At 60.8% G+C, this 25134-nt stretch carries 22 protein-coding genes; 10 read left to right on the plus strand and 12 right to left on the minus strand.

Annotated features, from left to right (window positions below):
* Positions 1-12: 12 nt before the first annotated feature.
* From atpG to glmS, 6 genes are all read left to right on the plus strand, one after another.
* On the plus strand, positions 13-873 hold the full coding sequence (gene atpG, locus ACZYR5_RS04760; protein WP_489088950.1) for a F0F1 ATP synthase subunit gamma: 861 nt from the start codon (positions 13-15) through the stop codon (positions 871-873).
* A gap of 27 nt (positions 874-900) precedes the next feature.
* The gene (atpD, locus tag ACZYR5_RS04765) at positions 901-2277 is read left to right on the plus strand and encodes a F0F1 ATP synthase subunit beta (RefSeq protein ID WP_489088949.1); all 1377 of its coding nucleotides are present in this window, start codon (positions 901-903) and stop codon (positions 2275-2277) included.
* Between the two features lie 53 nt (positions 2278-2330).
* The gene (locus tag ACZYR5_RS04770) at positions 2331-2741 is read left to right on the plus strand and encodes a F0F1 ATP synthase subunit epsilon (RefSeq protein WP_489089059.1); all 411 of its coding nucleotides are present in this window, start codon (positions 2331-2333) and stop codon (positions 2739-2741) included.
* A 125-nt stretch (positions 2742-2866) separates the two neighbouring features.
* The gene (gene glmU / locus ACZYR5_RS04775) at positions 2867-4234 is read left to right on the plus strand and encodes a bifunctional UDP-N-acetylglucosamine diphosphorylase/glucosamine-1-phosphate N-acetyltransferase GlmU (RefSeq protein WP_489088948.1); all 1368 of its coding nucleotides are present in this window, start codon (positions 2867-2869) and stop codon (positions 4232-4234) included.
* Between the two features lie 179 nt (positions 4235-4413).
* Positions 4414-5190: a DeoR/GlpR family DNA-binding transcription regulator gene (locus ACZYR5_RS04780; RefSeq protein ID WP_489088947.1), complete on the plus strand. Its 777-nt coding sequence runs from the start codon at positions 4414-4416 to the stop codon at positions 5188-5190.
* 1 nt (position 5191) lies between these two features.
* Positions 5192-7024: a glutamine--fructose-6-phosphate transaminase (isomerizing) gene (glmS, locus tag ACZYR5_RS04785; RefSeq protein ID WP_489088946.1), complete on the plus strand. Its 1833-nt coding sequence runs from the start codon at positions 5192-5194 to the stop codon at positions 7022-7024.
* Positions 7025-7105: 81 nt separating this feature from the next.
* On the opposite strand, the gene ACZYR5_RS04790 is transcribed toward glmS, so the two are convergent.
* The 4 genes from ACZYR5_RS04790 to ACZYR5_RS04805 all read right to left on the minus strand — a co-directional run bounded on the left by ACZYR5_RS04790 (position 7106) and on the right by ACZYR5_RS04805 (position 10963).
* Positions 7106-7972, minus strand: a complete 867-nt coding sequence (locus tag ACZYR5_RS04790) for an isocitrate lyase/PEP mutase family protein (protein ID WP_489088945.1) — start codon at positions 7970-7972, stop codon at positions 7106-7108.
* A gap of 138 nt (positions 7973-8110) precedes the next feature.
* The gene (gene ttdB, locus ACZYR5_RS04795; protein ID WP_489088944.1) at positions 8111-8719 is read right to left on the minus strand and encodes a L(+)-tartrate dehydratase subunit beta; all 609 of its coding nucleotides are present in this window, start codon (positions 8717-8719) and stop codon (positions 8111-8113) included.
* On the minus strand, positions 8716-9615 hold the full coding sequence (gene ttdA, locus ACZYR5_RS04800) for a L(+)-tartrate dehydratase subunit alpha (RefSeq protein ID WP_489088943.1): 900 nt from the start codon (positions 9613-9615) through the stop codon (positions 8716-8718). Before ttdA ends, ttdB begins: the two co-directional genes overlap by 4 nt.
* 19 nt (positions 9616-9634) lie before the next feature.
* On the minus strand, positions 9635-10963 hold the full coding sequence (locus tag ACZYR5_RS04805) for a dicarboxylate/amino acid:cation symporter (protein WP_489088942.1): 1329 nt from the start codon (positions 10961-10963) through the stop codon (positions 9635-9637).
* Positions 10964-11153: 190 nt separating this feature from the next.
* Here ACZYR5_RS04805 and ACZYR5_RS04810 point away from each other — a divergent pair, with 190 nt between their 5' ends.
* The 4 genes from ACZYR5_RS04810 to ACZYR5_RS04825 all read left to right on the plus strand — a co-directional run bounded on the left by ACZYR5_RS04810 (position 11154) and on the right by ACZYR5_RS04825 (position 15814).
* On the plus strand, positions 11154-12065 hold the full coding sequence (locus tag ACZYR5_RS04810; RefSeq protein WP_489088941.1) for a LysR family transcriptional regulator: 912 nt from the start codon (positions 11154-11156) through the stop codon (positions 12063-12065).
* Between the two features lie 28 nt (positions 12066-12093).
* A complete protein-coding gene (locus tag ACZYR5_RS04815; protein ID WP_489088940.1) occupies positions 12094-12996 on the plus strand; it encodes a LysR family transcriptional regulator in 903 nt (300 codons plus the stop codon).
* Positions 12997-13128: 132 nt separating this feature from the next.
* Positions 13129-13752: a glutathione S-transferase family protein gene (locus ACZYR5_RS04820; RefSeq protein WP_489088939.1), complete on the plus strand. Its 624-nt coding sequence runs from the start codon at positions 13129-13131 to the stop codon at positions 13750-13752.
* Between the two features lie 31 nt (positions 13753-13783).
* Positions 13784-15814: a 2Fe-2S iron-sulfur cluster-binding protein gene (locus tag ACZYR5_RS04825; RefSeq protein WP_489088938.1), complete on the plus strand. Its 2031-nt coding sequence runs from the start codon at positions 13784-13786 to the stop codon at positions 15812-15814.
* A gap of 9 nt (positions 15815-15823) precedes the next feature.
* Here the strand turns inward: ACZYR5_RS04825 and ACZYR5_RS04830 are convergent, their stop codons facing one another.
* The 8 genes from ACZYR5_RS04830 to ACZYR5_RS04865 are packed head-to-tail and all read right to left on the minus strand — an operon-like array spanning position 15824 to position 24824.
* A complete protein-coding gene (locus ACZYR5_RS04830) occupies positions 15824-16954 on the minus strand; it encodes a glycosyltransferase family 4 protein (protein WP_489088937.1) in 1131 nt (376 codons plus the stop codon).
* Positions 16955-18085, minus strand: a complete 1131-nt coding sequence (locus ACZYR5_RS04835; protein ID WP_489088936.1) for a glycosyltransferase family 4 protein — start codon at positions 18083-18085, stop codon at positions 16955-16957.
* On the minus strand, positions 18069-19445 hold the full coding sequence (locus tag ACZYR5_RS04840; protein WP_489088935.1) for a glycosyltransferase family 4 protein: 1377 nt from the start codon (positions 19443-19445) through the stop codon (positions 18069-18071). Before ACZYR5_RS04840 ends, ACZYR5_RS04835 begins: the two co-directional genes overlap by 17 nt.
* Complete coding sequence (locus ACZYR5_RS04845) at positions 19442-20698, minus strand: ABC transporter ATP-binding protein (RefSeq protein ID WP_489088934.1); 1257 nt, start codon at positions 20696-20698, stop codon at positions 19442-19444. The genes ACZYR5_RS04840 and ACZYR5_RS04845 overlap by 4 nt, the downstream gene beginning before the upstream one ends.
* A complete protein-coding gene (locus tag ACZYR5_RS04850) occupies positions 20698-21495 on the minus strand; it encodes an ABC transporter permease (protein ID WP_489088933.1) in 798 nt (265 codons plus the stop codon). The genes ACZYR5_RS04845 and ACZYR5_RS04850 overlap by 1 nt, the downstream gene beginning before the upstream one ends.
* A complete protein-coding gene (locus ACZYR5_RS04855; RefSeq protein ID WP_489088932.1) occupies positions 21496-22938 on the minus strand; it encodes a mannose-1-phosphate guanylyltransferase/mannose-6-phosphate isomerase in 1443 nt (480 codons plus the stop codon).
* Positions 22939-22941: 3 nt separating this feature from the next.
* Complete coding sequence (gmd, locus tag ACZYR5_RS04860) at positions 22942-23913, minus strand: GDP-mannose 4,6-dehydratase (protein WP_027616730.1); 972 nt, start codon at positions 23911-23913, stop codon at positions 22942-22944.
* Complete coding sequence (locus ACZYR5_RS04865; RefSeq protein ID WP_489089058.1) at positions 23910-24824, minus strand: GDP-mannose 4,6-dehydratase; 915 nt, start codon at positions 24822-24824, stop codon at positions 23910-23912. Before ACZYR5_RS04865 ends, gmd begins: the two co-directional genes overlap by 4 nt.
* Positions 24825-25134 lie beyond the last annotated feature (310 nt).

Here is a 25134-nt window from a genome sequence, read left to right on the forward strand (position 1 = left end):
GATAGGTGTTACATGGCAGGCGCAAAAGAGATTCGCAGTAAGATTGCGAGCATCAAAAGCACGCAAAAAATTACCAGCGCCATGGAAAAAGTGGCGGTCAGCAAAATGCGCAAGGCACAACTGCGCATGGCTGCTAGCCGTCCTTATGCGGAGCGCATCCGCCAGGTTATTGGTCATCTGGCCAACGCCAACCCGGAATATCGCCACCCATTCATGATCGACCGTGAAGTAAAGCGCGTTGGTTATGTCGTGGTGAGCAGTGACCGTGGTCTGTGTGGTGGCTTGAACACCAACCTGTTCAAGGCCCTGGTCAAGGACATGGCGGTAAACCGTGAAAACGGCGTCGAGATCGATCTGTGTGTTGTTGGTAGCAAGGGTGCGGCTTTCTTCCGCAACTTCGGCGGTAACGTCGTCGCAGCTATCAGCCACCTGGGTGAAGAGCCGTCGATCAATGATCTGATCGGCAGCGTCAAGGTGATGCTGGATGCCTACCTGGACGGCCGTATTGACCGCCTGTCCGTAGTCTCCAACAAGTTCATCAACACCATGACGCAAACGCCTACCGTGGAGCAGTTGATTCCACTGGTGGCAACCCCGGATCAGGAACTCAAGCACCACTGGGACTATCTCTACGAACCGGATGCCAAGGAGCTGCTCGACGGCTTGATGGTCCGTTACGTCGAGTCGCAGGTCTACCAGGCGGTGGTCGAGAACAACGCAGCTGAACAAGCGGCGCGGATGATCGCGATGAAGAACGCTACCGACAACGCCGGTGATTTGATCAGCGAATTGCAGCTGGTCTACAACAAGGCGCGTCAGGCTGCGATCACCCAAGAGATCTCGGAAATCGTCGGCGGCGCTGCCGCGGTTTAACGGTTCAAATATTCAGAGGATCCAGCTATGAGTAGCGGACGTATCGTTCAAATCATCGGCGCCGTTATCGACGTGGAATTCCCACGCGACAGCGTACCGAGCATCTACGACGCCTTGAAAGTTCAAGGCGCCGAAACCACTCTGGAAGTTCAGCAGCAGCTGGGCGACGGCGTGGTGCGTACCATTGCGATGGGCTCCACCGAAGGCTTGAAGCGCGGTCTGGACGTCAACAACACTGGCGCAGCCATCTCCGTACCAGTCGGTAAAGCGACCCTGGGCCGGATCATGGACGTTCTGGGCAACCCGATCGACGAAGCGGGTCCGATCGACACCGACGAGCGTTGGGGTATCCACCGCGCTGCGCCTACGTTCGCAGAGCAGGCAGGCGGCAACGACCTGCTGGAAACCGGCATCAAGGTAATCGACCTGGTTTGCCCGTTCGCCAAGGGTGGTAAGGTTGGTCTGTTCGGTGGTGCCGGTGTAGGCAAAACCGTAAACATGATGGAACTGATCCGTAACATCGCCATCGAGCACAGCGGTTATTCCGTGTTCGCCGGTGTGGGTGAGCGTACTCGTGAGGGTAACGACTTCTACCACGAGATGAAGGATTCCAACGTACTGGACAAGGTTGCTCTGGTATACGGCCAAATGAACGAGCCACCAGGAAACCGTCTGCGCGTAGCGCTGACTGGCCTGACCATGGCTGAGAAGTTCCGTGACGAAGGTAACGACGTTCTGCTGTTCGTCGACAACATCTATCGTTACACCCTGGCCGGTACTGAAGTATCCGCACTGCTGGGCCGTATGCCTTCGGCAGTAGGTTACCAGCCGACCCTGGCTGAAGAGATGGGCGTTCTGCAAGAGCGTATCACTTCGACCAAGCAAGGTTCGATTACTTCGATCCAGGCGGTATACGTACCAGCGGACGACTTGACCGACCCGTCGCCAGCGACCACCTTCGCCCACTTGGACGCCACCGTCGTTCTGTCCCGTGACATCGCTTCCCTGGGTATCTACCCAGCGGTAGACCCACTGGACTCGACTTCGCGTCAGCTGGATCCGAACGTGATCGGCAACGACCACTACGATACCGCTCGCGGTGTTCAGTACGTGCTGCAGCGTTACAAAGAACTGAAGGACATCATTGCGATCCTGGGTATGGACGAGCTGTCGGAAGCCGACAAGCAGTTGGTAAACCGTGCTCGTAAGATCCAGCGTTTCTTGTCGCAGCCGTTCTTCGTGGCTGAAGTCTTCACCGGTGCTTCGGGTAAATACGTTTCCCTGAAAGACACTATTGCTGGCTTCAAAGGCATCCTCAACGGTGACTACGACCATCTGCCAGAACAAGCGTTCTACATGGTTGGCGGCATCGAAGAAGCGATCGAGAAAGCCAAGAAACTGTAATTCCGGCGCCCGGAAACGGGCGCTAATCAGGTTGAGGCAATCAGATGGCTAATATGACAGTCCATTGCGACATCGTCAGCGCGGAAGGGGAAATCTTTTCCGGTCTGGTCGAGATGGTGATTGCGCACGGTGCACTGGGTGATCTTGGTATCGCCCTGGGTCACGCGCCGCTGATCACTAATCTGAAACCGGGTCCGATCCGCCTGATCAAGCAGGGTGGGGAAACCGAGGTGTTCTACGTCTCGGGTGGTTTCCTCGAGGTTCAGCCGAACATGGTCAAGGTTCTTGCCGACACCGTGCAACGTGCTGCCGACCTGGATGAAGCCTCCGCTCAGGAAGCCGTCAAGGCTGCCGAGAAGGCCCTGCATGAACAAGGCGCCGAGTTCGATTACGGTGCCGCTGCAGCACGCCTGGCCGAGGCCGCAGCTCAGCTGCGTACTCTCCAGCAGATCCGCAGGAAGTAAGACGGCATCAGCCGTTGCAACGACTGCGTGATTGATTAAAAAGGGTAGCCTCGGCTACCCTTTTTCTTTTTCAGATATTCATCTCTTGGTCGCAGCCGCTGACCACCCAGGATTGGTAGCCAGTCATGTCGCTAGAAATCGTTATCCTCGCCGCAGGTCAGGGCACCCGCATGCGTTCGGCCCTGCCGAAAGTACTCCACCCGGTCGCGGGCAATTCGATGCTGGGCCATGTTATCCACAGCGCCCGTCAGCTTCAGCCACAGCGCATTCACGTGGTGATCGGGCACGGTGCTGATGCCGTTCGCGAGCGCCTGGCGGCCGATGACCTGAATTTCGTCCTGCAGGACAAACAACTGGGCACCGGCCATGCAGTGGCCCAGGCGGTACCCTTCATCACCGCCGATACCGTGCTGATTCTCTACGGCGACGTGCCGCTGATCGAAGTCGAGACCCTGCAACGCCTGCTCACTCACGTCGCGCCGCAACAACTGGGCTTGCTGACCGTCGAACTGGACGACCCGACCGGTTATGGTCGGATCGTGCGCGATGCCGCGGGCAAGGTCGCGGCCATTGTCGAGCAGAAAGACGCCAACGAAGCCCAGCGGGCAATCACCGAGGGCAACACCGGTATCCTCGCGCTGCCTTCCGCGCGGTTGGGCGAGTGGATGGGCCGGCTGTCGAACAACAATGCCCAGGGCGAGTACTACCTCACCGACGTGATCGCCATGGCGGTCAGCGATGGCCTCGTGGTGGCCACCGAGCAACCCCATGACGCCATGGAAGTGCAGGGCGCCAACGACCGCAAGCAACTCGCCGAACTGGAGCGTCATTACCAACTGCGTGCCAGCCGACGTTTGATGGCCCAAGGGGTGACCCTGCGCGATCCTGCCCGTTTTGATGTGCGTGGTGAAGTGACCGTAGGTCGCGATGTGCTCATCGATATCAACGTCATTCTTGAAGGCCGGGTGGTGATCGAGGACGACGTGGTGATCGGCCCGAACTGCGTGATCAAGGACAGCACCCTGCGCAAAGGTGTGGTGATCAAGGCCAACAGCCACATCGAAGGCGCCGTGATGGGTGAGGGCAGCGACGCCGGCCCATTCGCCCGTTTGCGCCCAGGCACAGTGCTGGAAGCCCGGGCTCATGTGGGTAACTTTGTCGAACTGAAGAATGCGCATCTGGGCGAAGGCGCCAAGGCCGGTCACCTGACGTACCTGGGCGACGCCGAAATTGGCGCGCGGACCAATATCGGCGCCGGCACCATCACCTGCAACTACGATGGGGTGAACAAGTGGAAGACCACCTTGGGTGAGGACGTGTTCATCGGGTCGAACAACTCCTTGGTCGCACCTGTGGATATCGCCAGTGGTGCGACCACTGCCGCCGGCTCGACCATCACTTCCGATGTGGATAAGTCTCAGCTGGCGGTGGGCCGTGCTCGGCAGAAGAACATCGATGGCTGGAAGCGTCCGGAGAAAGTCAAAAAGTCTTGAGTTATCCACATGTGCAGTTATGCACATGCTGAATGCACTTGATTGTGGGCAAGTCTGGACTCGACGGACTTGCCCACAGTGCTTTCTATCCACAAGGATTTTTTCTCTTGCCTGCTTGACGAATTTCCGCTGATCGGTTTTGATTGCTTTCGTTATCTTTCGAAACGAAACTTGTCAGCATGTCGAAGCGTAATACCCCTCAACGTCGCCATAACATCCTTGCCTTGCTCACCGAGCAGGGTGAAGTCAGTGTGGACGAATTGGCCAAGCGCTTCGAGACCTCGGAAGTGACGATTCGCAAGGACCTGGCCGCGCTGGAAAGCCATGGTTTGTTGCTGCGTCGTTATGGTGGCGCGATCACCATGCCGCAGGAACTGGTCAGTGAGCCAGGTCAACCCGTCTCCCAGTACAAACAAGCCATCGCCCGCGCCGCCGTCACGCGGATTCGCGAGCACGCTCGAATCATCATCGACAGTGGCAGCACCACCGCCGCGATGATTCCCCAGCTTGGCCTGCAGCCAGGGCTGGTGGTCATGACCAATTCCCTGCACGTCGCCAACGCCTTGAGCGAGCTTGAGCATGAGCCCGTGCTGTTGATGACCGGCGGCACCTGGGACCCGCATTCGGAATCCTTCCAGGGGCAAGTGGCCGAGCAGGTACTACGCTCTTACGATTTCGACCAGTTGTTCATTGGTGCCGATGGCATCGACCTGGTCCGTGGCACCACGACTTTCAATGAATTGCTCGGCCTCAGCCGGGTCATGGCCGAAGTGGCCCGTGAAGTGATCGTGATGGTCGAATCCGACAAGATCGGCCGCAAAATCCCCAACCTGGAACTGCCCTGGAGCAGCGTCCATACCCTCATTACCGACGATCGCCTGCCTGATGACGCGCGCGATCAGATTCGGGCCCGTGGCATTCATTTGATTTGCGCGGGCGTCAGCCAGGAGAAATAACATGTGTGGAATTGTTGGCGCAGTCGCCGAACGTAACATCACCGCGATTTTGCTCGAAGGCCTCAAGCGCCTTGAATACCGTGGCTATGACAGCGCCGGTGTGGCGGTGTACACCAACGACAATTCGCTGCAGCGCATGCGTCGGCCGGGCAAGGTCAGCGAACTGGAACTGGCCCTGGAAGCTGCACCACTGGTTGGCCGCCTCGGCATCGCCCACACCCGCTGGGCCACCCACGGTGCCCCGTGCGAGCGTAACGCCCACCCGCATTTCTCCGGCGATCTGGCGGTGGTGCACAACGGCATCATCGAAAACCATGAAGTCCTGCGCGCACAGCTCAAGGCGCTGGGGTATGAGTTCACTTCGGACACCGACACCGAAGTCATCGCCCACCTGCTCAACCACAAACTCAAGGACCAGCCGGACCTGACCATAGCCCTCAAGGCCACCGTCAAGGAACTGCACGGCGCCTACGGTCTGGCGGTGATCAACGCCAAGCAGCCGGACCGCCTGGTGGCCGCTCGCAGTGGCAGCCCGTTGGTGATCGGCCTGGGCCTGGGCGAGAACTTCCTCGCCTCCGACCAGTTGGCCCTGCGTCAGGTGACCGACCGTTTCATGTACCTGGAAGAAGGCGATATCGCCGAGATTCGCCGCGACAGCGTGCAAATCTGGGACATCGACGGCAAGGCCGTCGAGCGTGAAACCGTGCAGTACCGCGACAGCGCCGAATCGGCCGAGAAGGGCGAGTACCGCCACTTCATGCTCAAGGAAATCCACGAACAACCGGCTGTGGTGCAACGCACCCTGGAAGGTCGCCTGAGCCAGGGCCAGGTACTGGTGCAGGCCTTTGGCCCACAAGCGGCCGAGCTGTTCGCCAAGGTCCGCAATGTGCAGATCGTCGCCTGCGGTACCAGCTATCACGCCGGGATGGTTGCTCGTTACTGGCTCGAAGAGCTGGCCGGTATTCCGTGCCAGGTCGAAGTGGCCAGTGAGTTCCGCTACCGCAAGGTGGTGGTGCAACCGGACTCGCTGTTTGTGACCATTTCCCAGTCCGGCGAAACCGCCGACACCCTGGCCGCGCTGCGCAATGCCAAGGAGCTGGGCTTCCTCGCCAGCCTGGCGATCTGCAACGTCGGCATCAGCTCGCTGGTGCGCGAATCCGACCTGACCCTGCTGACCCAGGCCGGTCGTGAAATCGGCGTGGCCTCGACCAAAGCCTTCACCACCCAATTGGTCGGCCTGCTCCTGCTGACCCTGTCCCTGGGCCAGGTGCGCGGCACCCTGGGGGAAGGTGTGGAAGCCAAATTGGTCGAAGAACTGCGTCGCTTGCCAGCGCGCCTGGGCGAAGCCCTGGCGATGGACAGCACCGTAGAGAAAGTCGCCGAGCTGTTTGCCGAGAAACACCACACCCTGTTCCTCGGCCGTGGCGCGCAATTCCCGGTAGCGATGGAAGGGGCGCTCAAGCTCAAGGAAATCTCCTACATCCACGCTGAAGCCTACCCGGCGGGCGAGCTGAAACACGGCCCACTGGCGCTGGTCGACAACGACATGCCGGTCGTCACCGTTGCCCCGAACAACGAACTGCTGGAAAAGCTCAAATCCAACCTGCAGGAAGTCCGTGCCCGTGGCGGCCAGCTGATCGTCTTCGCTGACGAAAAAGCCGGCATGAGCAACGGTGAAGGCACCCACGTGGTGAACATGCCGCATATCCACGACATCCTGTCGCCGATTCTCTACACCATTCCGCTGCAACTGCTCTCGTACTACGTCGCCGTGCTCAAGGGCACCGACGTCGACCAGCCGCGCAACCTGGCGAAGTCGGTGACGGTGGAATAAGTTATCCACAGTGTCGAGTTTTGAAAAAATCGCAGCCTTGGCTGCGATTTTTTTAACCCCGGCGATTATCACAACTGATGTTTAGTCCGTCAGACTCATGAACGCTTTTGCCCAGGTTTCGTAGTCGTCTGGCGCGGTATAGCGGTGAGTCAGCTGTGAGGCAGTGGTTCTGCTGTCCGCGGCCATGCCCCGCTGTTCGCGCAAGCTGTCGTATGTCGCTTTGATCGCGGCGAAACAGGCGGCATGACCATCTACCACAATACGTACGCCCAACTGGCTCAAGCGTTGCGGATCACGCAGTGCCGTGTTGCCGTAGGTCACCAGCATCAAGGGTACTTGCAGGCTATCGGCGATGGCTTCGAGATGGGTGAAGTCCTGTACACCGACCAGACAGATGCCATCGGCTCCCGCATCCTGATAGGCACGTGTGCGCTGGATGACTTCGTCGAGCGTTTGAGCGCTGGCATGGGTGCGGGCGAACAACACCAGCTCTGCGTCTTCGCGCGCTCGTTGCGCTGCGCGCAGCTTGCCGACGCCTTCCTCGATGCTGATCAGGGAGAACGCTGGACCGCCATAAGCGCTCGGCAGTTGCGTGTCCTCCAAGGTCAATGCCGCCACGCCAGCTCGCTCCAGTTCAGTCACCGTGCGCATGACATTCAGGGCGTTGCCATAGCCATGGTCGGCGTCGGCGATTATCGGGAGTTGAGCAACTCGCCCTATGCGTGTGGCCTGCTCGACAAATTCGCTGAGTGTGATCAGGGCGATATCGGGGGCACCCAGAATGTGCAGGGAGGCGACTGAGCCACCCAGGATACCGACCTCGAAACCCAGATCGGCGGCGATTCTGGCGGACAATGGATCGAATACGGACGCAGTGCCAAATGACTGCTGGCCGGCCAACAGGGCCCGGAAGGTCTTGCGCAGTTCGTGGTGACTGGCTTTGTGCATGGCGATCTCTGAGCGTTTGCATTGGATGGCGCCGTGCAGAGACTGAGAGGGGCGATGCGTTCGCCGCTGGTTGACGGCGCTGCCGACTGCACGACGAGTACCCGGCCATGGCGTGAGTGTCATGGCCGGGTACAGGTTTTACTTGATGAAGCGCACCTGGCTGTTGATCTTCTCGATCACCGCGCCTTTGCGTTCGTTGAAGCGCAGTTTGTTCTGTTCGAACAAGTTGTTGCCCTTGGTATCGATGGAGATGATCAGTGGGCCAAATTCTCGCACCCGGTTCACCCAGAGGGTTTCCGGCATGCCCAGATCCTGCCATTCGGCACGCTCGATTTCCTCGACCTGGGTCGCCGCGAGCACCGCGCAGCCGCCAGGGAACACCGCATGCACGGCTTTGTTTTCAAGACAGCCGGTGGTGGTCTCGGGTCCCATGCCGCCCTTGCCGACGATCAGTTTGACGCCGGTTTGCTCGATGAACTCCTTCTCGAACTTTTCCATGCGCATGCTGGTCGTCGGGCCGATGGAGACCATCTCGAAACTGCCGTCGTCCTTTTTCCGGACGATCGGGCCGGCGTGGAAGATTGCTCCGCCACGCAGGTCCACGGGCAGCTCGCGTTTGAGCTCGATCAGGCGGCGGTGCGCCACATCGCGGCACGTCACCAACTGGCCGGTCAGGTAGACCACGTCGCCGACGTTAAGGCTGGCGAGGTCCTCGTCCTTGATCGGGGTGCTGAGGATCTTTTTCACAGTACTACTCCTTCATGGGAGAGGATGTCGTAGGAGAGGTCGGCATTGATGCGGATCTTGCCTCGCCGGTGAGCCCAGCAGCCGGTAGATACCGCCACGCCGATGGTCGACGGGTGCCGCGCCGATGACTCGATGTTCACGCCCATCACGCTGCTGTTGCCGGTCAAGCCCTGTGGACCGATACCGATCTCGTTGAGACCGTCTTCCAGGAGTTTTTCCATCATCGCGGCGCTTTCGTTCGGATGGCTGGAGTCGACCTCTCGCAGAATCGCTCGCTTGGACAGACGTGCCGCGGTTTCCACCGACGTGGAGACACCCACGCCGACCAGCAGCGGCGGACAGGCATTGATACCGCGCGAGGTGATTACGTCGAAGACGAATTCGGTCACCCCTTCGTAGCCTTGGCCGGGCATCAACACCTTGGCCGAGCCTGGCAAGGTGCAGCCGCCGCCTGCCATGTAGACGTCGATGATCGCGTGGTCGGCGTCAGGGATGATTTCCCAGTCCAGCCATGGAATTTTCGAGCCGGTATTGGTCCCGGTGTTTTTTTCGATAAAGGTCTCCACGGCGTTGTGGCGCAGCGGGCCCTTGATCGTTGCCTCTTTTGTCGCGTTTTCCAGGATGCCTTCCAGCTCGCCGAGGAGCGGGAAACGCGCACCGGCAGAAATGAAGTACTGAATGACCCCGGTGTCCTGGCAGCTCGGGCGGTTCAGCTTGTCGGCGTACTCCTGGTTGTCGGCCATTGAGTCGTAGACAGCGATGGCCAGCGGATTGGTCTCCGCAGCACGCAATTTCGCGGTCTTCTCTTTGACATCCTTAGGCAGGCGCTTGCCGATGTAAGCGGTGAACTTGGCCATTACGTCGGTTAGCGAATCAACGGCTATTTCTTTATCCACGGTTGTTCTCCTTACTGCATCACAAGGCTGATTTGACTGGACTCGGGCTGTGGCGCGGCGTTGTTTCCTGGTGCTGGTTGTGTGCCCGCTCAGGTTCGCCGTCCAGCACTTGATCCATGGTTTTCTTGTCGAGGGCGCCGACCCAGTTGGCGATTGCCATGGTCCCGACTGCGTTGCCGATGGTGTTGGTAATGGCCCGTGCTTCGGACATGAAGCGGTCGACACCGAGCAGCAAGACCATGCCGGCCACCGGAATGTTGTCCATCGTCGCCAGCGTCGCGGCGAGGGTGATGAAGCCTGAACCCGTTACGCCTGCCGAGCCCTTGGAGGTCAGCAACAACACCCCCAGAACGATCAACTGATCCATCAGGGTCAGCGGGGTATTGGTGGCCTGGGCAATGAAAATGGCCGCCATGGTGTAGTAGATGCACTGGCCATCCGGGTTGAAGGTCAAGCCGGACGGGATCACCAGGCCTACTACGGGCTTGGACACACCGACCTTCTCCAGCTTGGTCATCAGCTGTGGCACCACGGACTCGGAAGAACTGGTGCCCAGCACGGTGAACAGTTCTTCCTTGATGTACTTGAGGAACTTCCACAGGCTGAAGCCCGACAGGCGCGAGATGAAGCCAAGAATGAGCACCACGAACAGGAAGCAGGTGATGTACATGGTTGCCATCAGCTTGCCGAGTGAAACGATCGAACCCAGCCCGTACTTGCCGACGGTGAAGGCCATCGCACCACAGGCCGCCAGCGGAGCAACGCGCATGACCATACCGACGATGTGAAACATGCCATGTGAGAAGGCTTCGAGCACATCGACCACGGGTTTGCCCCGAGGGCCCAGATGCGATAGGGCGATACCGAACAGTGTCGAGAACAGCAGGATCGGCAGAATCTGATTTTTGGCAAAGGCGTCGACGATGCTCGCCGGGATCACATTCATCAGGAAGTCGATGAAGCCGCCGGAGTTGGTTGCGGCCGAGGTGTAGGTAGAAATGCTCGCGATATCGAGCGTCGCAGCATCGACGTTCATGCCCTTGCCGGGTTCCACGAGGTTGACCACGATCAGCCCCAGCACCAGCGCAAAGGTCGAGAGGACCTCGAAATAGATCAGCGCTCGCACGCCGACTCGCCCCAATTCCTTCATGTTCTCCATCTTGGCGATGCCCAGCACCACTGTGGCGAAGATGATCGGTGCGAAGACCATCTTGATCAGTTTGATGAAGGCGTCGCCCAAAGGCTTGAGGTCGATGCCGATCTGAGGCCAGAAAACACCGAGCAGGATGCCGGCGGTGACGCCGATCAAAACCTGGACGTAGAGCTTGCCTAGGTATCGCATAGCCATTTATCTCCGCATTATTTTTGTGAGTCGGATTTTTTGTTGGCGGTCGCGGACTCCGTACGCCTGGCCGGTAGCGGCCAAAGCGCACATGAGAGCGCAGGTGGGTCTTGGGTAATCACCCTGTTAAATTAATGGTTTTCATAAAAATCAGTAATACAATGAAATTCACTTCATTGTGTCTTTGAGGTTAATGATGAGTCCGATCTCCGAGCTGGCCTTTTTCACCCTGTTGATCAGAGTCGGAAGCCTGGCGGCGGCAGCCCGCGAGATGAATCTGACGCCACCGGCGGTCTCGAAACGCCTGGCGCTTCTGGAGCGCCGTCTCGGCGTACGTTTGCTCAACCGGACGACGCGCAGCATCAGCCTGACTGCCGAAGGTGAGCTCTATCTGATCAACGCCCAGCGGATCCTCGGGGAGATCGAGGAAATGGAGCGCCAGGTGTCCAGTAGCCGGGCGGAACCGAAGGGCCTGCTGAGGGTGAATGCCCCCCTGGGGTTTGGACGCACTCATGTCGGGCCGGCGATCTCTTCGTTTGCCAGGCGATACCCTGAAGTCGAGGTGCAATTGCACCTGACCGACCGGCCGATCAACTTGCCGGATGACGCCATCGATGTTGCGATCCGTTTTGGCGATCTGCCTGATTCTCGGCTGATTGCGCGCAAAATTGCCTCGAACCGTCGCCGACTGTGCGCCGCACCGGCGTACCTCGAAGCTTTCGGCCATCCGCAGGTTCCCAAGGATCTGTCGCAGCACAGTTGCATCGTCCTGCGCCAGAACGACGCGGCGTTCGGCAGTTGGCGATTCAGTCGTGGCAAGCAGACCGAGTCAGTCAAAGTCCATGGAAGCCTGACCACCAACGATGGTGAAGTGGCATTGAATTGGGCGCTTGATGGTCACGGTATTCTGATGCGTGCCGAATGGAATCTCGCAGCACACTTGCGTTCCGGTCGGCTGGTGGAGGTGCTGGGCGATTACGAGACACCTGCGGCGGATATCTATGCGGTTTACCTTGAGCGCCTCAATCTGTCCGCGAAGGTGTCATTCTTTATCGAGCACCTGCGCGACTTCTTTCGACGCAACGCCGACGGGCCGTCGTGGGCGTGAACTCATCCGCTCTCCCGAGGAAGCCCCCATGGACCGCCTGCAAGAAATGCAAGTCTTCACCACCGTTGCCCAGGAGCAAGGCTTCTCGGCGGCGGCGCGGCGGCTGGGATTATCGGCGGCCAGCGTGACCCGGGCGGTGGCGGCGCTGGAGGTGCGTATTGGCACGCAGTTGCTGATTCGTACCACGCGCAATGTGCACCTGACCGAGGCCGGGCAGCGATACCTGGAAGACTGTCGGCGGATTCTGGCGGACATTCAGGAAGCTGAAGCGTCGGCGGCGGGCAGTCACGCGCAGCCGCGTGGGCAACTGACGGTCACCGCGCCGGTGCTGTTCGGCAACCTGTACGTGACCCCGGTCATGGTGGGGTTCCTCGAGCAATACCCGGAGGTCAGCATCAATGCCTTGCTGGTCGACCGGGTGGTGAGCATGGTCGAGGAGGGCGTTGATGTCGCGGTGCGCATTGGTGATCTGCCGGACAGCAGCCAACATGCGGTGCTGGTGGGGCAGGTGCGGCGGGTGGTCTGCGGATCGGCGGATTACCTGCAGCGGTATGGCCGGCCGACCCATCCCGAGGATCTGCAACGGGCGCGGATCGTCGCGACCTCTGCCATTGGCCAGCAACGCAGTTGGCCGTTCATGGTCGCCGGCGAAACCCTGAATGTGCGCCTCGAGCCGCGTTTGGTGACGACCGCCAACCAGGCAGCGATCAGTGCCGCGGCGCTTGGGCTGGGACTGACACGGGTCCTGTCGTACCAGGTCGCGGATCAGGTGGCGGCGGGTGAGCTGGAAGTCGTCCTTGAGGACTTCGAACTCCCGCCCATGCCGATTCATGTGGTTTATCAGGGCGGGCGCAAGGCGCCGGCGCGGGTTCGTGGTTTTGTCGACTATGCGGTGCAGGCCCTGCGCGAACATCCTTCTTTGCGTCGCTGATGGGTTATTGCAGCTGATGAAATAATAGATTGCTTTTTCTGGTGATTCTGTTGTTTTCAAGTGCGGCGCAAGATGGCTTTCGACAGCGCGATCCAGCCCGGATCTGCGCCAATAAAAGCCGCGGAGCCGATCATGCAGGCCATCAAACTCTACAACTTCCCCCGTTCCGGCCACGCCCACCGCGTGGAGCTGATGCTGTCGTTACTTGAACTGCCGACGGAGCTGATCTTCGTCGATCTGGCGAAGGGCGAGCACAAACAGCCTGATTTCCTGAAAATAAACGCCTTTGGCCAGGTCCCGGCCATCGACGATCAGGGCGTGGTGCTGGCCGATTCCAACGCGATCCTGGTGTACCTGGCGCAAAAGTATGGCGATGGCCGTTGGTTGCCCACTGACCCCATCGGCGCGGCGCGGGTGCAGCGCTGGTTGTCGGTGGCCGCAGGGCCGATTGCCTTCGGTCCGGCCGCGGCACGGCTCATCACGGTGTTTGGCGCATCGTTCAATGCTGAGGAAGTGATCGCCCGAGCCCATGCCTTGCTCAAGGTGATGGATCAGGAATTAGCCAGCTCGACATTCCTCGTCGATAACACGCCGACCATCGCCGATATCGCGGCCTACAGCTATATCGCCCACGCCCCGGAAGGCAACGTCTCGTTGGCAGACTACGCCAATGTGCGTGCCTGGTTGGCGCGGATCGAAGCCTTGCCCGGCTTCGTGCCCATGCCGCGCACCGTGGCTGGCCTGCAAACCGCCTGAGATTGCGCCGTGTGCGCAGGGGAGTGAGGTGATGGAGCTTTCACCGTGGCATGCCGGCGAGCAACAGTTGCAGGCTCGCGTTGGAGTCGCCGAGCGCATGGAGGCGTTTGGGCGCAAGGTCATCCGCAAGGAAATGCCGGATCAACACCGGCAGTTCTACAGCCAGCTGCCGTTTATGCTGTTCGGCGCGGTCGATGCCCAGGGTAATCCGTGGGCCGGCGTCCTCGAAGGTGAGGTCGGCTTTGCTCATTCCCCTGAGCCGGCGCTGTTGCGGCTCGACAGCCTGCCGGCAGCGGATGACCCGGCGCAACTGCAAGCCGGGGTGGCGATCGGCATGCTCGGCATCGAACTGCACACCCGGCGCCGCAACCGCCTCAATGGTCGTGTTAGCGCACTCGATGGCCAGGGCTTGAGCGTCGCGGTCGATCAGGCTTTCGGCAATTGCCCGCAGTACATCCAGCTGCGCCAGTTCGAGAGGGTGCCGTTGGCCGATCCGGCGACGCGCCCGGCACAGCACCTGGATGCGCTGGATGACGCTGCCCGGGCGATGATTCAGGTGGCCGACACGTTTTTTGTCGCTAGCTACGTGGATGTGGATAACTCTCGTTCGGTGGATGTGTCCCATCGCGGTGGCCAGGCAGGGTTCGTCAAGATCGATGGTAATTGCCTGACGATCCCTGATTTTGCCGGCAACCTGCACTTCAATACCCTGGGCAATCTGTTGCTGAACCCGCGTGCCGGCCTGCTGTTCATCGATTTCACGACTGGCGACCTGCTGCAACTCAGCGGCCGCACCGAGATCATCCTCGAGGGGCCAATGGTGGAGGCTTTTCAGGGCGCCGAGCGGCTGTGGAAACTGCATGTCGAGCAGGTAGTCCGGCGGCCTGCCGCGTTGGCATTGCGCTGGCGCTTTGATGGAGTGTCACCCAACAGTCTGTTGACCGGGACCTGGGAACAGGCGGCGGCGCGCTTGCAGGCGCGGGCATTGGGCGATCGTTGGCGGCCATTGCGGGTCAGCCGGATAGAGCGCGAGAGTCAGAATATTCGTTCGATCTACCTCGAAGCGGCGGACGGAGCGGGCTTGCCGCTGTTCCAGGCGGGGCAGCATTTGCCGGTGCGTTTTACCCTTGATGAGCAGGTGCACATCCGCACCTACAGCCTGTCGAGCGCGCCGTCCGATGATTTTTTGCGCATCAGCGTCAAGCGTGAGGGGCGGGTGTCATCGCACTTGCATGAACGGATCAAGGTCGGTGACCTGATCGAGGCGCGCGCGCCCCAAGGGCATTTCACTGTCGCCGCTGATGAACGTCGGCCCTTGGTGCTGCTGGCTGCGGGGGTGGGCATTACGCCGTTGTTGTCGATGTTGCGTGAAGTGGTTTATCAGGGACAGCGCACCCGCTACACCCGGCCGAGCTGGTTGCTGCAGAGTTCGCGCAGCCTTGGCGACCAGCCGTTTCGCGCTGAACTGGATCGCCTGCTGGAGAATAGCGACGACGCGGTGCGAGTGGTGCGCGTGCTCAGTCAGCCGGAGCCCGAAGCCCTGGAGGGCGTGGACTTCGACCTGCGTGGACGGATCGACCTCGCCCTGGTGCAAGAGGTGCTGCAGATCGAGGACTACGATCAAGCGGATTTTGTCCTTTGTGGTCCCGGCAGTTTTACCCAGGCGCTGTACGACGAACTGCGCGACCTGGATGTGGCGGATCAACGGATTCACGCCGAGACCTTCGGTCCCTCGACGCTGCGCCGCAGAGCGGATCCGCTGGCGCCAGTCATCGAGCAACCGGCCGCCGCCACCGAAGCGGTGACGGTGATCTTCCGCAGTGCGCAGATCAACGCACAGTGGCAGCCCGCGGCCGGCACTTTACTGGAGTTGGCGGAGAGCCAGGGATTGCGTCCGGAGTTCAGTTGTCGCGGAGGCTCTTGTGGCACTTGCCGGACCCGTCTGCTCAGCGGCCAGGTGAATTATCCACAGCCCCCGGCGGAGATGCCGGGGGCCGGGGAAGTGCTGATCTGCTGTGCGATTCCGGCCAAGGGCGAGCAGCCGCTGGTGCTGGATTTGTAGGACGGCGCCTCAGGCAAACGACAGGGTTTTTTCCGCCAGCAGTTCCTCATACAACCGGGCCCACTGGCGGCCCATTTCCTCGGCGGTGAACAGCTGCCGGTAGCGGGCTTCGGCCTTGATGCCCATGGCGGCAGCCTGCACTGGGTTGTCCCAGAGCGTGCGCATGGCTTCGCGAAAAGCCTGCGGATTGCTCGGGGGCACCACCAGGCCGGTTTCGCCGTGGTTGTTGATGAAGCTGGTGCCGGTGCCGATTTCACTGGAGATCATCGGTTTGCCGTACATCGCGCCTTCCAGCAGCGAGATGCCAAAAGCTTCCGAACGCAGGTGCGAGGGAAAGACCATGGCGTAGCTCAACTCCAGCACGGCGGCTTTATCGGCATCGTCCAGGCGCCCGACGAACTTGATGTTGCGCAGACCCAGGGCCGCAGCCTGGGCCTGCAATTCGTTTTCCAGCGGGCCGGCGCCGACGATCACCACCGGGTAGTCGACGCCCTTGAGCGCCTCGATGAGGATGTGCAGGCCCTTGTAGTAGCGCATCACACCAACGAACAGGAAGAACCGCTCGCCCAGGCACTCACGCCAGCGTGCCATGCGCTCTGGGTCGGATTTGGGATACGCCGCCTTGTTCAGGCCGTAGGGAATGACCCGGGTTTTCTCCGGGAACTGCTTGAGGACTTCACTGGTTTGCAGGTAGTTCGGTGATGCCGCGACGATCCGGTCAGCGCTGGCGAGGAAGCGCGTCATCAGCGGCCGATAGAGGGTCAGCAGATGTTTCTGGCGGATGATGTCCGAGTGGTAGGTGACCACGCTGGGTTTGTTCATGCCGCTGAGAAAATGTACCAGGTCCATGAACGGCCATGGAAAGTGGTAGTTGACTACATCTGCCTCGGCCGCCAACTCACGGAATTGTTTGAGCACGCTGTAGGAAAAGCCGGTGGAGGCGATCTGCACATCCAGTTTGGCGCGATGCACCTGATGTTGGCCGAACGGAATTACCGCCGGCACAGGGTTGGCACTCAGGGTCAGGACCTGGCTTTCAATACCGTGCGCAACGCCGCTTTCGCACAATTCGAACATCACGTGCTCGGTGCCGCCGACGGTTTCGGACAGATAGGTTTTGTAAAAGTGTAGGACGCGCATTCAACCTCCCAAAGCCTGGCGATAAGCGCGCGCGGTGAGCGTCGCACAACGATCCCAGGAAAAAAGCCGTGACTGTTGCAGACCGGCTTCTCGGCATGCCTGCCAATGCGTTTGATCGTCGACCAGCTGGCTCAGGGCATCGCGCAAGCCGTGCAGGTCATGGGGTTCAATATAGTTGCCGGCAGCACCCGCGACTTCCGGCATCGCCGAACGCCGAGTGACAATCACCGGCGTGCCGCTGGCCATGGCTTCCAGCACCGGCAGGCCAAAGCCCTCGTACAGTGAGGGAAACACCAGCGCCTTGGCACCGGCGATCAATTGGGCGACATGCTCGTCGGATAGATAGCCGAGCAAGCACACCGTGCCCTCGAGCATGCCCTTGCGCAGTTCTTCATTCAGTTGCCCGCTCTTCCAGCCGGCCATGCCGACAATCAGCAGGGGAAACTGTTGGCGCATCGACTCTGGCAGGAGGGCGTGGGCGCGCAGGGCTTGCAGCAGATTCTTGCGCGGCTCCAGGGTGCCGACACAGAGGAAATATCCGCGGGGTTCGACGCCATGGCCGAGCAGTACGCTGTGCAACTCATCGTCGGTACGCGGCTGGAAGCGTGGCGCAGCGCCCAGCGGCGCGACCACGAAGCGCTCCGGGCCCAGACCGAAATAGGCCTGCGCTTCGTCGGCAATGAACTGTGAGTCGGTGAGAATCAGGCTGGCCTGCTGCACGCCCTGTTCCAGGCGCCGCTCGATTTCCTTCAGGCGCGCCGCCGGTTGGGTCGAGGGGTAGTGCACGTGGGTCAGGTCGTGCAGGGTGACGATCGTCGGGCCCTTGAACGCCAGAGGCCACAGGCTCGGTTCGTGGTACAGGTCGACCGTCGGTGGCCGGCCCTTGTCGAAGCGTCGTTGTTCCAACCAGCGCCGGGCCTGATAGGCGCCGGGAATCTGCCGCAGCACCGGGGTGAGCCGCGAATAGCCGGGCAACGCGGCCGCCGGCAGCACCGGGCTCCAGCCCCAGCCGTGGAACAGCGACAGCTCGACATCCGGTTCCCGGCCCAGGGCGCCGACCAACTCCGCCAGGTAATGGCCGATACCCGTACGCGGGGCCTGGAGAACGCGTGCGTTAAGGGCAATCTGCATGCTGCTTCTCGATGCTCGCCGCCGGCTTGTGCACATGGCGCATGACCCGCTCGATCAACTGCGCACTGGCCTCGCGCCAACCGAGCCAGCGCCATTCGCTGACGGTGCGCTCTGCCGGGAAGTGGCCAGTGGTCTCGATCTGCTTGATCAACTCCACCAGGTTTTGCGGATCGTCCAGATCGAAATACGCCATGAACGGCCCGCCGATCTCGCGGAACACCGGAATATCGCTACCCATCGCCGGCAGTCCGCGTTGCATGGCCTCTACCAGCGGCAGGCCGAAACCTTCGACGTAGGAAGGAAACACCAGCGACGTGGCGTTGGAGTAGGCGTGCTCCAGGCTGCGGTCGCTGAGGTCGTTGAACATGAACAGGCGTTTGTTGAGTTCGGGGTGTTTGCGGATGCGCTCGATCAACGCCTCGCATTTCCAGCCGATCCTTCCGGCAATGCACAGCCGGGCCCGCGAGCCATTGGCCCAGGCGATCTCGAAGGCATCGAGCAGGTAGCTGTGGTTCTTGCGCGGCTCGATGGTGCTGACCATCAGGAACACCGGGTCCTTGCTTTTGAACATCTGCGTGAGCGCCGGCTCCACCGGTGTTGAGTCGTCGCACAGGTCCAGTTCGCTGCCCAGGTGAAAGTAGTCGAACCAGCGTTGCGCCACCTGCGCCGGGCCGACCCTGCGCAGCATTTCGTCGCGGACCTGGTCACGAATGGTCGCGGAGATTGCGACATAACCGTCGGCGGTTTTCGCTATCCAGTCGAACCAGTCATTGAACACGCGCACCAGTCCGGCATCGCAAAACTGTGGGTGGGTCAGCGGGATCAAGTCATAGATGACCGAGACGATGCCTACGCCATCGCGCTTGAGTTGTTCGGCCAGCGGAAAAAAATCAGCGTGCCAGGACGAGTCCAGCAACACCAGTTGATCGCCCGCCTGATGCTGCAAGGGTTTGCAGCGAGTGGGGATTTCCTGGCGTTTGAGGCAAAAATTCAGCAGGCGAATTGGCAGACTCAAGGCCGCAAACGCGGCGAGCCGACAGCCCACGTACAGCACCCGTCGGGCGAGCAGTGATTGAGCAAACGGGCGGCGTCGCTCCAGGGTGCGGTGCATCAGCCAGAACGTGTTGGCGACTTGCTCCAAACGTATGCGTAGACCCATCAGGTCTAGCTTGGGCACCGATATCGGGGCGAGGCGGGTGACTTCATACAGCGCGCCGTTGAGCATCACCACGGGTATGCACTGCAGCGCCGGGTCGTTGTTCGGCAGCTCGCTGATGACATTGCGCACCACGCGCTGGATGCCCGAATTGGCCTCCGGGTGCTCGAACACATAGGTGCATTCAACCAGCAGGCGCGTCATGAGGTGGTCTCCGGATTGACCGGTGCAACGGATGAGCGGCTGATGCTGGTCTGGGCTTCCAGCCAGGAACAGCCGACGAAGTCTTCCTGGCGGTTGTTGATGACGTGGAACACCAGGCCGTAGTCGCGCCATTCGAAATTGCGGTCCAGGTGCGAATCCAGGCGTGACAGGCTCAAGGCCACCGAGTAGTTGCCCTTGCCCAGGCGCATGGGGAAGGCGAAGCGGTAGGTCACCCGTTCGCCCGCGTGCAGGTCGGTCAAGGCCTGGTCCAGGCGATGGGTGTTGATTCCGTACATGGCCTGGCCGAGGCGGTCCTTGATCATGAAACCGAGGACCAGGCGTTCGATGTCCTGGCGCACATCGACCTGCACCTCCAGCACCATCGGCTGGCCGACTTCGGCCACTTCCACCGAGCGCTGGCGCTGATCCAGCAGACGCACGCTGTGGATGGTCGCCTCGCCGGTGCCGGAAATGGTTTGCACCTGGCCGTTGGCGAGCATTTCCTGGCGCACGATCTGGCCTTCGCGTTCGGCGAGCATGGCGTTGTAGTAATCCATCACTTCTTCGGGCTTGCCGTGCATGGCCATGCGGCCTTTTTCCAGGAGAATCGCGGTGTCGCAGATCGACTGAATGGCCGAGCGATCATGGGACACGATCAGCAGGGTGGTGCCGTCACGGCGGAAGCTGCGGATGCGCTCGAAACTCTTGTGCTGGAAGTAGGCATCGCCCACCGACAGCGCTTCGTCGACGATCAGGATGTCTGGCCGGCGCGCGGTGGCGACACTGAATGCCAGGCGCATCTGCATGCCGCTGGAGTAGGTGCGCACCGGATGATCGATGGCTGCGCCGATCTCGGCAAAGCCTTCGATCTCGGGCATCAGCGCGTCGATTTCCTCGACCTGCATGCCCAGCAACTGGCCGGCCATGAACACGTTCTGGCGACCGGTGAAATCCGGGTGAAAGCCCATGCCCAGTTCCAGCAGCGCAGCGACTCGCCCTTGCAGGTGAATTTGCCCGCAGGTGGGTTGGGTGGTGCCGGTGATCATTTTCAGCAAGGTGCTTTTGCCGGCGCCGTTGACCCCGACAATCCCCACCGCTTCTCCGGCGGGGATTTCAAAGTCGACGCCCTGCAGCACCCAGTGCTGTTGGTGACGAACCCGGGAGAACGGCACCAGCCATTCCAGCAGGCGGCTCCAGCGATTGGGGTATTGCTTGTAGGCCTTGCCCAGGCCACTGACGCGTATGTGTCCCATCAGAGCTCATCCACCATTTCACCGACGCGCTGGCGGAAAAGCCGCAGCCCCATCAAGCAGAACAACAGGCCGATCACCAGCAGCGGAGTCAGCGAACTCCAGTCCGGCCACTGGTTGTAGAGAAACACGTTCTGGTAGCTGTGCATCAAGGCGGTCAGCGGATTGAGTGCAAGCACGCGCTGGATGCCTTCGGGCAGGATCGACATCGGATACACAATCGGCGTCAGCCAGAACCAGAACTGCAGGAGGATCCCGAAAAACTGCCCGACGTCGCGGAAAAACACATTGAGCACGCCGAGAATCATCCCCAGCCCCGCCGCGAACATCACCTGCAACGCCAGCAGCGGCACCAGCGCCAGCAACGCCATGCCCGGCAGGCGGCCACTGATCAGCAGGAAGCCGATGAACAGCGCGAGAATGATTGCGAAGTTGATCCCGGCGTTGAGGAGCACGATCACCGGCAGGCAGATGCGCGGGAAGCTGATCTTCTTCAGCAGGTTGGCGTTTTCCAGGAACATGTTCTGGCTGCGCAGAGTGATCTCCGAGAACAGGCCCCAGGTCAGCAGCCCCGCGCACAGGTACACGCTATAGGCCAGCCCGTCATCCACGCCCGGCAGGCGGGCGCGCATGATCTGCGAGAAAATCACCGTGTAGACCACGATCATCGACAGCGGGTTGAGCACGGTCCACAGCGCGCCGAACAACGAATTGCGATACCGCGCTTGAAACTCTCGCTTGACGCTGCCGAGGATGAAACCACGGTAACTGCGTAACGAGCGATACAGGTTAAGCAGCATTCAGACCATCCTGCCGTACTGATCTTCGAAGCGGACAATATCGTCCTCTCCCAGATACTCACCGCTTTGCACTTCAATGATGACCAGGTCGATCACCCCCGGGTTTTCCAGACGATGCTTGTGCCCGGCGGCAATGAAGGTTGATTCGTTCTTGGCCACCAGATGCGAGCCGGCGCCGTTATTGGTGACCTTGGCCATGCCCTCGACCACCACCCAGTGTTCGTTGCGATGGTGATGCATTTGCAGGGACAGCTTGGCGCCGGGCTTGACCACGATGCGTTTGATCTTGAAGCGTGGGCCTTCCTCGAGCACGGTGTAGGTGCCCCACGGGCGGCTGACGGTGCGGTGCAGGCGATAGCTTTCGTGGTCGCTTTCCTTGAGCTGCTTGACCACTTTGCGCACGTCTTGCGCGCGATCGGCGTGGGCGACCAGTACGGCGTCGGCGGTGTCGATGACGATCAGGTTATCCACACCCACGGTCGCCACCATGCGCCCGTCGCTTTGCACGTAGTTGTCGCGACTGTCGATAAACAGGGCTTCGCCGCTGGCGCGGTTGTTCTGTGCGTCGGCTGGCAGCAGGGCGCTGACCGCACCCCAGGAACCGATGTCGCTCCAGTCGAATCCGGCCGGAATCACCACGACTTTTTCCGAGCGCTCCATCAAGGCGTAGTCGATGGAAATGTCGGTCATTTGCGCGAAGTGCGCGGCTGACAGTTCCTGTTGCAGGCAGCCCCCGGTTTCCACCACGGCGCTGGCGCCCAGGCAGCCATCGGCCTGCTCCAGCAGCTCCGGGGCGTGAATTTTCAGCTCAGCCAGCAGGGTGCCGACGGCGAAGCAGAACATCCCCGAGTTCCACAGGAAGGCCTGGCTTTCGACGTAGTGGGTTGCGGTTTGCAGGTCGGGTTTCTCGACAAAGCGTGCAACCCGGGAGGCACCTTGCTCATCCAGTTGCTCGCCACGCTCGATGTAGCCGAAGCCGGTCTCCGGTGCGGTGGGGATGATGCCGAAGGTCACCAGGTGTCCGGCCTCGGCCAGTTTCACTGCATGTTTGACCGCTGCGCGGAACGCCTCTTCGTTGCGGATCAGATGATCGGCGGGCATCACCACCATTATCGCTTCGTCGCCGTGCAGCGCCTGCAGCGACAGGGCGGCAGCGGCGATCGCTGGCGCGGTGTTGCGGCCGTTCGGCTCGAGGATGAAGTGCCCGCGATGATGTCCAAGGTGAGCCTGCTGGTAGTGATCCTTGCTCTGGAAGTAGTAGTCGCGGTTGGTCACGGTGACGATATCGCCGTGACTGCCCAGCAGCGAGGCAGCCCGCCGGTAGGTCTTGCCCAGCAACGTCTCGCCATCGGGCAGCATCATGAACGGCTTGGGATGACCTTCACGCGACACCGGCCACAGCCGTGTACCGGCACCGCCGGAAAGAATCACAGGAATCAGCATGGCCTACTCCTTGGCGACACGTTTCATGTCCGCATCCATCATCATGCGGATCAGGGTCTGCAGATCGGTTTTCGGTTTCCAGCCCAGCAGCCGCTGGGCCTTGGCCGGATTGCCCAGCAGTACGTCGACTTCGGCGGGGCGGAAGAACGCCGGGTCGATCTTCACGTAATCACGGTAGTCGAGGCCGACATGGTCGAAGGCGATCTGGCACATCTCGCGCACCGTGGTGGTGACGCCGGTGGCGACCACGAAATCGTCGGCCTTGTCCTGTTGCAGCATCAGCCACATGGCTTCGACGTAGTCACCGGCAAAGCCCCAGTCGCGCTTGGCGTCGATGTTGCCCAGGCGCAGCTCCTGCTGTTTGCCCTGTTTGATCCGGGCGGCGGCGTCGGTGACCTTGCGGGTCACGAACTCGATGCCGCGCAGCGGTGATTCGTGGTTGAAGAGGATGCCGCTGCTGGCGTGCAGGTTGAAACTTTCGCGGTAGTTGACGGTGATCCAGTGACCATAAAGCTTGGCCACGCCGTACGGACTGCGCGGGTAGAACGGGGTGTTCTCGTCCTGTTGCGCGGCCTGGATCAGGCCGAACATTTCGCTGGTCGAGGCCTGGTAGAAACGGGTGTGCGGGCTGAACTGGCGAATCGCTTCGAGCAGATGAGTCACGCCCAGGCCGTCGACGATGCCGGTGGTCACCGGTTGATCCCAGGACGCCGCGACAAAGCTTTGCGCCGCCAGGTTATAGACCTCGTCGGGCGCGGCCTTGATCACCGCGCGCTGCACCGAACAGGCGTCGGCCATGTCGCCGTCAAGGTAGTGAATGGCACTTTCGACGCCCATCTCCCGCAGGCGCCAGCGCGAATCGCTGCTGCGACGCGCAACCAGGCCGTAGACCTCGTAACCCTTGTCGAGCAGCAGTTTTGCCAAATACGCGCCGTCCTGGCCGGTGATCCCCGTGATCAGTGCACTTTTAGTCATTCTTGTCTTACCCGTGACTCCCAGTCGGACAGGATCGCCCGCAGGGATTGTTGTGTTGTCCGTTCTGGCGTCCATCCTGTGGCCTGGTGCAGCCTGGCATGGCTGCCGCAGACGCGACGCTGCTCTGCACGGCGCATGCGTGCAGGGTCCTGAATCAGTTGAACCTCGACTTGGGCGAGGTCGGCCAGTTGCTCGATCAGTCCGCGCACGCTCTGCTCGACGCCGGAGCAAATGTTGTAGACCTGCCCCGGTTCACCCTTGGCGAGCAGGGCCAGGTAGGCCGAGACCACATCACCGACATCGAGAAAATCCCGGGTCACGTCGATATCGCCCACCTGCAACTCGGGCGCTTGCAGGCCCAGGCGGATACGGCAGATCTGCCGGGCGGCGCTGGCGACGACGAAGCTGTCGGCCTGACCGGTGCCGATGTGGTTGAACGGGCGAGCGACCAGCACCGGCCAACCTTCGGTCATGCCCCATTGCAGGCTCAGCAGTTCGGCGGAGAGTTTGCTCACGGCGTAGGGATTGCGCGGGCAGGGCGCTTGTTGCTCATGGATAGGCAGGGCGTTTTCGCCGACCTGGCCATAGACGTCGCCGGAACTGACATACAGGAATTGGCCCTGGAAGCCGCGCGCCTTGAGCGCCTGCAGCAGATTCAGGGTGCCCAGCAGATTGACCTGGAAGGTGTTGGCCGGATCGCGGAAAGCTTCGGGTACAAAGGTCTGGCCGGCAAGATGAATCACCGCGTCGGGTAGTTGCGGCCACAGGCCTTCGAGACTTTCGGGTTGGCGCAGGTCGTAGCTCGCGGCAGGCGGCAGCAACTCCCATGGCGAGTCGGCAGCGTTCAGGCGTGCCCGGAGATGTCGGCCGACAAATCCATTCAGGCCCGTAACGAACAGACGCTTTTTCACGCAGCGGTCCCCTTGGTCGGTCAACTTTGTCATCGTCAGAATTCCTGGTTGCTATTGCGAATAGCCTTACAAATCCATTGGAAATTTCTGGTAAGCAAAGTTGTTGTTGTAGTTGTTTGCCCGTCAATCTGTGCCAATTGCGCGGTAATTTCAACAGGTCTCATCGTGACTGATGAGTTCTCGTTGGGACGATCGTATTAATTCGCCTGCGGTGTTCACGAACCCCCCGCGGATGTGTTTAGAATGCCCCTTAGCACGATAGCCCAGCGATCAGAGCGGGGGTCTTTCGACACCTGGAACTGAGCAAAAA

This window comes from Pseudomonas sp. F007 (genome assembly GCF_057814275.1).

Bases quoted from the DNA above. Each gene is read 5' to 3' on its own strand.
- ACZYR5_RS04820 (WP_489088939.1), top strand. From the start codon at position 13,129: ATGCAGGCCATCAAACTCTACAACTTCCCCCGTTCCGGCCACGCCCAC.
- ACZYR5_RS04835 (WP_489088936.1), bottom strand. From the start codon at position 18,085: ATGCAGATTGCCCTTAACGCACGCGTTCTCCAGGCCCCGCGTACGGGT.
- atpG (WP_489088950.1), top strand. From the start codon at position 13: ATGGCAGGCGCAAAAGAGATTCGCAGTAAGATTGCGAGCATCAAAAGC.
- gmd (WP_027616730.1), bottom strand. From the start codon at position 23,913: ATGACTAAAAGTGCACTGATCACGGGGATCACCGGCCAGGACGGCGCG.
- ACZYR5_RS04855 (WP_489088932.1), bottom strand. From the start codon at position 22,938: ATGCTGATTCCTGTGATTCTTTCCGGCGGTGCCGGTACACGGCTGTGG.
- ACZYR5_RS04850 (WP_489088933.1), bottom strand. From the start codon at position 21,495: ATGCTGCTTAACCTGTATCGCTCGTTACGCAGTTACCGTGGTTTCATC.
- ACZYR5_RS04830 (WP_489088937.1), bottom strand. From the start codon at position 16,954: ATGCGCGTCCTACACTTTTACAAAACCTATCTGTCCGAAACCGTCGGC.
- ACZYR5_RS04815 (WP_489088940.1), top strand. From the start codon at position 12,094: ATGGACCGCCTGCAAGAAATGCAAGTCTTCACCACCGTTGCCCAGGAG.
- ACZYR5_RS04810 (WP_489088941.1), top strand. From the start codon at position 11,154: ATGAGTCCGATCTCCGAGCTGGCCTTTTTCACCCTGTTGATCAGAGTC.
- atpD (WP_489088949.1), top strand. From the start codon at position 901: ATGAGTAGCGGACGTATCGTTCAAATCATCGGCGCCGTTATCGACGTG.
- ACZYR5_RS04840 (WP_489088935.1), bottom strand. From the start codon at position 19,445: ATGACGCGCCTGCTGGTTGAATGCACCTATGTGTTCGAGCACCCGGAG.
- ACZYR5_RS04845 (WP_489088934.1), bottom strand. From the start codon at position 20,698: ATGGGACACATACGCGTCAGTGGCCTGGGCAAGGCCTACAAGCAATAC.
- glmS (WP_489088946.1), top strand. From the start codon at position 5,192: ATGTGTGGAATTGTTGGCGCAGTCGCCGAACGTAACATCACCGCGATT.
- ACZYR5_RS04825 (WP_489088938.1), top strand. From the start codon at position 13,784: ATGGAGCTTTCACCGTGGCATGCCGGCGAGCAACAGTTGCAGGCTCGC.
- ACZYR5_RS04780 (WP_489088947.1), top strand. From the start codon at position 4,414: ATGTCGAAGCGTAATACCCCTCAACGTCGCCATAACATCCTTGCCTTG.
- ACZYR5_RS04790 (WP_489088945.1), bottom strand. From the start codon at position 7,972: ATGCACAAAGCCAGTCACCACGAACTGCGCAAGACCTTCCGGGCCCTG.
- ACZYR5_RS04770 (WP_489089059.1), top strand. From the start codon at position 2,331: ATGACAGTCCATTGCGACATCGTCAGCGCGGAAGGGGAAATCTTTTCC.
- ACZYR5_RS04805 (WP_489088942.1), bottom strand. From the start codon at position 10,963: ATGGCTATGCGATACCTAGGCAAGCTCTACGTCCAGGTTTTGATCGGC.
- glmU (WP_489088948.1), top strand. From the start codon at position 2,867: ATGTCGCTAGAAATCGTTATCCTCGCCGCAGGTCAGGGCACCCGCATG.